The organism is Sphingobacterium athyrii (genome assembly GCF_003071065.1).
Lineage (GTDB): Bacteria > Bacteroidota > Bacteroidia > Sphingobacteriales > Sphingobacteriaceae > Sphingobacterium > Sphingobacterium athyrii.
The window spans coordinates 418,193-425,877 of record NZ_QCXX01000006.1 but is presented as its reverse complement, the minus strand read 5'-3'; the positions used below and the strand labels follow the sequence as shown (position 1 = coordinate 425,877).

7 protein-coding genes and 1 rRNA gene are annotated in these 7,685 nt (G+C 41.2%); 3 read left to right on the top strand and 5 right to left on the bottom strand.

The features are described 5' to 3' along the window. Window positions 1-230, bottom strand: a 16S ribosomal RNA gene (locus tag DCO56_RS21605); the annotation flags it as partial. A 514-nt stretch (window positions 231-744) separates the two neighbouring features. On the opposite strand from DCO56_RS21605, the gene DCO56_RS21600 reads away from it, so the two are divergent. The 3 genes from DCO56_RS21600 to DCO56_RS21595 all read left to right on the top strand — a co-directional run bounded on the left by DCO56_RS21600 (window position 745) and on the right by DCO56_RS21595 (window position 2,884). After that, window positions 745-1,020 (top strand): hypothetical protein, encoded by a 276-nt coding sequence (locus DCO56_RS21600; RefSeq protein ID WP_108635811.1) that lies wholly within the window; start codon window positions 745-747, stop codon window positions 1,018-1,020. Window positions 1,021-1,048: 28 nt separating this feature from the next. After that, the gene (locus DCO56_RS29360; protein ID WP_181390638.1) at window positions 1,049-1,186 is read left to right on the top strand and encodes a hypothetical protein; all 138 of its coding nucleotides are present in this window, start codon (window positions 1,049-1,051) and stop codon (window positions 1,184-1,186) included. Between the two features lie 675 nt (window positions 1,187-1,861). Then, window positions 1,862-2,884, top strand: a complete 1,023-nt coding sequence (locus tag DCO56_RS21595; RefSeq protein WP_108635810.1) for a LacI family DNA-binding transcriptional regulator — start codon at window positions 1,862-1,864, stop codon at window positions 2,882-2,884. Between the two features lie 136 nt (window positions 2,885-3,020). On the opposite strand, the gene uxuA is transcribed toward DCO56_RS21595, so the two are convergent. The 4 genes from uxuA to DCO56_RS21575 all read right to left on the bottom strand — a co-directional run bounded on the left by uxuA (window position 3,021) and on the right by DCO56_RS21575 (window position 7,680). Beyond that, a complete protein-coding gene (gene uxuA, locus DCO56_RS21590) occupies window positions 3,021-4,181 on the bottom strand; it encodes a mannonate dehydratase (protein WP_108635809.1) in 1,161 nt (386 codons plus the stop codon). A gap of 12 nt (window positions 4,182-4,193) precedes the next feature. Continuing rightward, the gene (locus DCO56_RS21585) at window positions 4,194-5,012 is read right to left on the bottom strand and encodes an SDR family oxidoreductase (protein ID WP_108635808.1); all 819 of its coding nucleotides are present in this window, start codon (window positions 5,010-5,012) and stop codon (window positions 4,194-4,196) included. A gap of 107 nt (window positions 5,013-5,119) precedes the next feature. Continuing rightward, window positions 5,120-5,281, bottom strand: a complete 162-nt coding sequence (gene ccoS / locus DCO56_RS21580) for a cbb3-type cytochrome oxidase assembly protein CcoS (RefSeq protein ID WP_108635807.1) — start codon at window positions 5,279-5,281, stop codon at window positions 5,120-5,122. Between the two features lie 5 nt (window positions 5,282-5,286). Continuing rightward, entirely contained in the window at window positions 5,287-7,680 is a 2,394-nt protein-coding gene (locus tag DCO56_RS21575; RefSeq protein WP_108635806.1) for a heavy metal translocating P-type ATPase, read from the bottom strand. Window positions 7,681-7,685: the final 5 nt, after the last annotated feature.

Here is a 7,685-nt window from a genome sequence, read left to right as displayed (position 1 = left end):
CTATCCTATAAATATTTAATAACCAGACGATGCCGAATAGTTATATTATGCGGTGTTAATCTCTCTTTCGAGAGGCTATCCCCCTGATAGAGGTAGGTTGCTCACGCGTTACGCACCCGTGCGCCACTCTCACCATCTTTGAGCAAGCTCTCCGATGGATCCCGTCCGACTTGCATGTATTAGGCCTGCCGCTAGCGTTCATCCTGAGCCAGGATCAAACTCTCCATTGTAAAATGAAGTTTTTGATTCCAACTATTTACATAATCAGAATTCTTTTTTTATATCTCTGATCTTGGACCGAATTGAACCAATTCTTGAATTTGTTCATGACTTTCGTCTCCTACTCGTCACGCTTACATGATTGTGTTTTCTTAAAGAACTTCTGCGCTTCAACTTCCGTATCCGCTATATTCCGATGGGCACCAGGCCCGTCTTTATCTTTTTTGTTTTCCCTCCGTTTCCGTTGGGACTGCAAAGGTAAAAATCTTTTCCGAACTTCCAAAAAACTTTTGAAGTTTTTTTTCTTTTTCTTTTCCCGGTTTCTGCGCCTAACTCCCGTTAAACCCTTCTTTTTTCAGGATTCCTTCTTTCGAAGCAACCGTTCCTCCCTTGCGGAGTGGTGCAAAGATAGGGAGTTTATTAACAAACTTCCAAGCCTTTTGTTCTTATTTATTTCATTTTACCCCTAACTCGCTGGAAACTTGACGGATTGTTTTTGCAGAACAGGGTACAGGAAGCCTAAAAATGGAGAATCGTGTACCGGAGAAAGGACATGGCAATGCAAAAACAACCATATGGGCATGGGTTTACCCTTATTTACAGTATCCTGATGCCCGGACGGAGGATTTCGGGTCCTTTCCGGAACGGAAATCGGAACTCAGGCGCGGCGGATGCCGTGGAAAAGAAAAGGGAATCGAGCACAGGTGCGGAGACGGTCGATCGGAAAAGCCAGCGATGCAAGGTCTGGGATTAGATAACAGTAGACCTCCAGGGGAACTAGAGCGCACCCCGGCCGGATAGGCAAAAGACCAGAACCGGAAAACTCCCAATGAGCCGGATCACCCCGGTCAGGGAGACCGAATCATGGGCAGGCATACAAACCGCAGCCCGGCAGTCCGCTTGGGCCATAGAAAAACAAGGCAGAAGCAGCAACAACAATGCCGATAAAGATCCAATGTTTAGTTAGGGTTTACTTAGGTTTTGTTTAGGTTTAGTTTAGGTATTCTTTAGGTAAAAGCTAATGAATACCTAACTAATTCCTAACTTAATAGTAAGTTACTACTACTTTAATATTGGACTTATCTTTAAAAAATACCAGACCAGGTATCTCTGCAGCCAAAAACATCCTTTTTCCGGGGATTTTTTCTTACCTTCTTGCTATCTTCCCTGCTTTTCTCTACGTTTACCTACCTTTTCCCTCATTGTCTGCTGTTTGTATAGGTAAATAATAGAGATGGGTTAGGTATAAACCAGTCTTGCTAATGACCAGACTATGAGGCTAGTGGTGGCATATATCCGTAGTGAATCCGAGCCTAACTCGCTAGAACAGCAGTAGCAGCCCAGTTGAACCATGCTAACATCTGCGCTCCTACTCCTTTAAGCCCGAGCCCATCCCAAGGGGATCTCGAGGGGATCTCGAATCGGCGCCGAAAGAACACCAAAATAGATCAAACACCAAGTCATTGGATAGAAACGTAGTTTTTTGAAGTAAAAACACTCAAAAATTGCACTTGTTAAACATAAAAATGCTATAAAGCGGACTACATTATTGTTACAACATAAATCTTGGATAATTATCAAAAAAAGTTTGTTTGTATATTTTTTTATGTAGATTTATCTTCTCATAATAACCTCCAACGTGATGAGCAGAACTACCCTGAAAGATATAGCTTTAGAACTCAACATTTCTGTTTCCACCGTTTCCAAAGCGTTATCAGACAGCTACGAAATCAGTGAAGCAACGAAAAAATTGGTTCAGGATTATGCCAAGAAACATAATTTCCATCCCAATAAATTAGCAAGGAGTTTAAAAATTGGAAAATCAAATACCATTGGAGTTATTGTTTCCAATATCAGCAATACCTTCGTGTCACAGATTCTCGATGGAATCCAGATCGCCTCCCAACAAACCATCTACGATATTATATTCATGCAAAGCAGGGAGGATGAACGTATCGAAAAAAATTGCATAGACGTATTAAGAATGCGTGGTATAGACGGGCTAATGATCGCTCCCGTATCTTCTGGATCAAATATTGAAGAACTTAAAGATCTTATTAAAGCTAAAATACCCGTTGTCATCTTTGACCGCATCAACCACAAATTGGATACATTCAAGGTAGGGGTCAATAACTTCCAGGGAGCATACAATGCTACCCAGCATCTAATTCAACAAGGAAAACGAAATATATTACATATTACGGGGAAAAACCTAGGGGTTGCAGTCGAACGTTTAAATGGTTTCAAAGCCGCCCTCTCCGATGCAGGCATTCCTTTTAATGAAAATCACTACATTGAATGTAGTTTTAACAGCGTGGTTGATTTGGACAATACAATAAAAGAAATTATCATCAAGGAATATCTTGATCACAAAAATATCGATGCAATTTTTGGTGCAACGGATATTATCACAACAAGAACATTGGGAATTCTGGCAGAACTTCAGATAGAAGTTCCGGCTCAAGTCGCTGTCATTGGATTCTCCAATACCCAAATCGCAGCGTCATTAAATCCTGCATTGTCAACAGTCGTGCAACCCGCAACTGAAATTGGAGAAATAGCAACCAAAAAATTGATTGACACCATCAATCAGACAAGACCAATTCACGAATTTGAAACCATTGAACTTCCGACACAACTTATTGTAAGAAAATCTTCATTATAACCCTTCCCTTTTACGTTGAGGGAAAAGAAAAAAATACAGTCGGAAAATATCGCTTGTGCTATTATCTCCTGACTGTATTTTTTTATATTATGATCTTATCACCGACAAAATTAATTACCATGATTATTATCATAGGTTACTCACCGGCAATTCCATATTCCAATCCCCGTAATTCGGCTAAACCTCTTAAGCGACCGATAGCAGAATAGCCGGGATTTGTCACTTTATGAAGATCATCCAGCATCTGATGTCCATGATCCGGTCTAAAAGGTATTGCTGTAGATCTCAATTGGTTCTCCGCAACTAAAATTTGCATAATCTTATACATATTCACATCCCCATCCAGATGGTCTGCTTCATAGAAACTACCAATGGCATCTTTCTTAACATTCCGCAAATGGACAAAGTTTACCCGCGCCTTCACCTGCTCTAATATCGCCGGTAAATCATTGGTCTGGCTGGCCCCTAAAGAACCCGTACAAAAACAAATACCATTGAATTGTTGAGGTACTTCGTTCAATATATAGTTTAAATCCTCTCCATTGCTCGCTATACGAGGCAAACCCAGAATCGGATATGGCGGATCGTCCGGATGGATGGTCATATGGATGCCATTGGCTTCGCATACGGCAGAAATTCCGTTTAAAAAGTAGACCAGATTTCTACGTAAGCCATCCCTTCCAATATGTTTATAGGTATCAATGCTAGCTTTTAAAGCATCCAATTCCACACTTTTTTCTCCCGGAATCCCCATCAACACAACATTGGACAAGCTATCTTTTTGTTGTTCAGATATTTCATCGAAGCGCGCTGTTGCTCTTTTTACAATATCTTCTGTATAATCCTTTTCAGCGGAGACTCTTTTTAAAATAAAAATATCAAAAAGCGCCAGGTCAATCCAGTCAAAATAAAGAGCCTTTGAGCCATCTGCCATCACCAAATCCAGTTGCGTTCTAGTCCAATCCAGTACTGGCATAAAATTGTAACAGATTGTTTTAATACCGCATTCCGCAAGATTAGCTAGTGTCTGGTTATACTTAGCGATATACTCATCAACTTTCGGTCCTTTTGTTTTAATTTCTTCATGAACCGTCACGCTCTCCACCACCGACCAAACTAAGCCCGCATCTTCAATAATACGTTTTCGTTCCTGAATATCGGCCAGAGGCCAAACTTCCCCATGGGGAATATGATGTAGTGCCGTCACGATACCCGTTGCACCAGCCTGTTTAACATCCTGTAAGGATACCGGATCGTTGGGACCATACCAACGCCATGTTTGTTCTAATTTATTCATCTCAAAATTTCGTTAAACGCCACACCATGCATTAAAGCCACCATCCACAAAAACCGTCTCTCCGGTTACAAATGCTGAGGCATCACTCAACAAATAGATCAAAGTCCCTTTCAATTCCCGCGGATCTCCCAAACGATTATAAGGTGTTCCGCTGAGTATCCGCTTGGTTCTTTCACTATAGCTACCGTCGGAGTTTATTAATAGATTTTTGTTTTGTTTGGTCAGGAAGACACCCGGAGCAATTGCATTGACGCGAACTTGGTCACCGTAACGCTGCGCAAGTTCCGTTGCCATCCACTTTGTATAGCCATCAATACCGTGTTTAGCCACCGTATATCCTAATACCCTTGTGAAGGGCCTGCTCGCAGTCAGGGAAGAAATATTTACGATTACTCCCTTTCCGCTTTCCGCTATTACACGACCAATAATATGTGTAGGAATAATTGTTCCATAAAGGTTCAGCTCGATCGCTTTGATGGTATCCTGAATATTACTTGCAAACAGATCTTGATCAGCTCCTATTGTTGCACCTGGGATATTTCCGCCTACAGCATTCACCAGACCGTCTATTCGCCCCCATTTATCGAGGATTTCATCCTTTGCTCTGCTGATATCCTGTTCGTCCATGATATCTACTTCTACGAACATGGCCTCCCCACCAAGGGATTCCACCTGCTGCACACGCTCAGCTCCGATCTGCTGGTTACGTCCAAGAATAGCAACTTTGGCCTCTGCTTCAGCCAGTGCTTCCACAAATGCCTCACCTAGAATTCCCGTACCTCCTGTGATAACGACAACCTTATCTTTTAATGAAAATGGGTTATTACTCATGTATTTCTATTTCAAATTGGTATTTATCCCCAATTTTATTGATAATAACCTTAATTACAAAAAAAAGTAATTGATTTAATTACGATAACGTTTTAGTTAACACTAATCTATTTTCCCTCTTCTTCTGTTATTTCATCATCAAACAGAATTCTTACCGAAGGGGTATAAGTATCGTCGTGCTGCCCCGATTTATTCGCCCAGAAAAAAGCGCATAAAAATACCAATGCCAATAGGACACTACAACCGATTAGAATGTACATGATTTCCATAACAACTATAGTTTATGACGTTTTGCATACCATCTTGTCATTAAGCTGGTAAAAGAGATGATCGTAACAGTACTTATCGGCATCAAGATTGCGGCAAATAAGGGCGACATAATCCCCTGAATGGCAAAACTCAGCCCGATTATATTATAGAGCAAGGATATCCCAAAGCTCATATGGATTACCTTTACAGCATCTTTGCTGAAAGCAAAGAAATCGGATAATTTTGAAAATGACTCACCATCAAGAATAGCATCACATCCAGGCGAAAAGTTATTGATATCATCACTTACTGCAATTCCCAAATCAGCTTTACGCAATGCTCCGGCGTCATTCAATCCATCACCGATCATACAGACATGTTTTCCTTCCTGCTGAAATTTCTGAATGCGCCCCAGTTTTTCCATTGGCGACTGGTTAAACATCAAGCAGGCCGCTGAGGGAAAAATCAATTTTAGTGCATCCAGACGCCGGTCATTATCTCCCGATATCAGATGAAGGTCGTAACGAGCTTTGAAATCTTCGATCAATGCCGACAAGCCAGTTCTCCATGCCTGTTCCATGGTAAAATATCCTTTCAGTTCATCACCGATGCGTACGAATACGACGGATCCGTCGGTCTTGATGTTTCCTATATTCAAAAAATTGGCGCTACCGATCTTAACCACCTGCCCTGCAAGCTCGGCCGTCATTCCTTTTCCGGGAAACTCTTTGAAGTTTGTCATCGGAATATCCGATGATACATTCAGCCATTTCACGATCTCACGGCTTAACGGATGACTAGAATTTCGACATGTTGCATTGAGCAGCTTTTTTTCATTCGTTGTAAGTGCTCCCTCAAAATAAATAGAAGTTGCTTTGGGCGAAGAAATAGTCCCTGTTTTGTCGAAAACGAGTGTATCTATTGTGGCCATCTGTTCGATTGCAGCGGTATTTTTAACATAAAATTTATTTCGGTCGAAAATACTTAATGCCGCAGATAGGGTGAATGGAGAGCTCAACGCCAATGCGCAAGGGCACGCAATAATCAGCACTGCCGTAAAAGCTCCCCAGGCCCGATTAGCACTTCCATTCATAGCCCAATAAAGCGCTGCAAAGAAAGCGATCGCCAATAAAACAACAGTAAAATATTTACTTATAAAGTTTACAAAAGTCTGAAAGTGCTTATCATAATCTTTATAATTTTCATTATTCCATAATTTGGTCAGATACGACTGTGAAATCGGCTTTATGACCTCCAGTTCGATTGCCTCCCCTGTCTGACGTCCCCCAGCATAAATAATTTCCCCTAAGGTTTTACTCACAGGACTTGATTCGCCGGTTACAAAACTAAAGTCAATTGCTGCATCGCCTTTTAATATTATGGCGTCTGCCGGAATAATCTCATTGTTGCGTACGAGGATACGGTCGCCGGTACGAATATCCGCCAATTGTACGGGCTTGTCCCCATTTTCAGTAAGCACAGTTACCGCAACGGGGAAATAGCTCCGATAATCCCTTTCAAAAGAAATGTGGTAATAAGTGCGTTGCTGTACCCACTTTCCGATCAGAATAAAGAACACCAAACTACACAAAGTATCTGTAAAACCGGCTCCTGTCTGGGTCATCACCTCAAAGGCCGAACGTAGAAACAGAACCAATATTCCCAAGGCCAACGGAACATCCAGGTTTAATCTTTTTTGTTTCAAACTGACATAGGCAGACTTAAAGTAATCTGAAGCACAATACAACAAAACCGGCAACCCAAAAGCTAAATTGATATAACCGAAAAAATTCGCATATTGCTTTTCAAATGCCCCCATACCGAAGTAGTCCGGGAAACTAAATAACATCGAATTTCCAAAACAGAATCCGGCTACTGCAATCTTAGCAACCAAGGGATTCAGGTTATTCATATTCCCCTCTTTAACGACATCCTGCAAAGTAATTTTTGGATCATAGCCGATGTTCACTAAGAGGTAAACTAAATCTTTCAGAGGAAGTAACGTATGATTAAAGGTAATACTGGCCTGTTTTTTCATAAAGTCCACACGGGACTGCAGCACATTTGGATTTAGCTTATAGAGGTTTTCCAATAGCCAAATACATGAGCTACAATGGATAGCGGGAATATAAAAAGTAATGATAGTCATTTTATCATCCTTAAAATCAACTAATTTAGCAGCAATCTGTGGTTCATCCAAGTACGAAAAATCCGCTTGTTTTTCTTTATTGGATTTCCCCGGATGCTGGTTATAGCGGTAGTACTGTTGCATCCCCCCATCCTGCAAAACCTGATATACTGTTTGGCATCCGAGGCAGCAAAAATCATGATCATCGAGACGGTAACCTGTTTCTTCGATTTTGTCTCCACAGTGGAAACATTTTTCGATTCGTTGTACTTCTTCCTTTATTGCCGGCATATCCC

Excerpts from the sequence above, each read along its gene's own strand:
- DCO56_RS21595 (WP_108635810.1), top strand. The coding sequence starts at position 1,862 with ATGAGCAGAACTACCCTGAAAGATATAGCTTTAGAACTCAACATTTCT.
- uxuA (WP_108635809.1), bottom strand. The coding sequence starts at position 4,181 with ATGAATAAATTAGAACAAACATGGCGTTGGTATGGTCCCAACGATCCG.
- DCO56_RS21585 (WP_108635808.1), bottom strand. The coding sequence starts at position 5,012 with ATGAGTAATAACCCATTTTCATTAAAAGATAAGGTTGTCGTTATCACA.
- ccoS (WP_108635807.1), bottom strand. The coding sequence starts at position 5,281 with ATGGAAATCATGTACATTCTAATCGGTTGTAGTGTCCTATTGGCATTG.
- DCO56_RS21575 (WP_108635806.1), bottom strand. The coding sequence starts at position 7,680 with ATGCCGGCAATAAAGGAAGAAGTACAACGAATCGAAAAATGTTTCCAC.
- DCO56_RS21600 (WP_108635811.1), top strand. The coding sequence starts at position 745 with ATGGAGAATCGTGTACCGGAGAAAGGACATGGCAATGCAAAAACAACC.
- DCO56_RS29360 (WP_181390638.1), top strand. The coding sequence starts at position 1,049 with ATGAGCCGGATCACCCCGGTCAGGGAGACCGAATCATGGGCAGGCATA.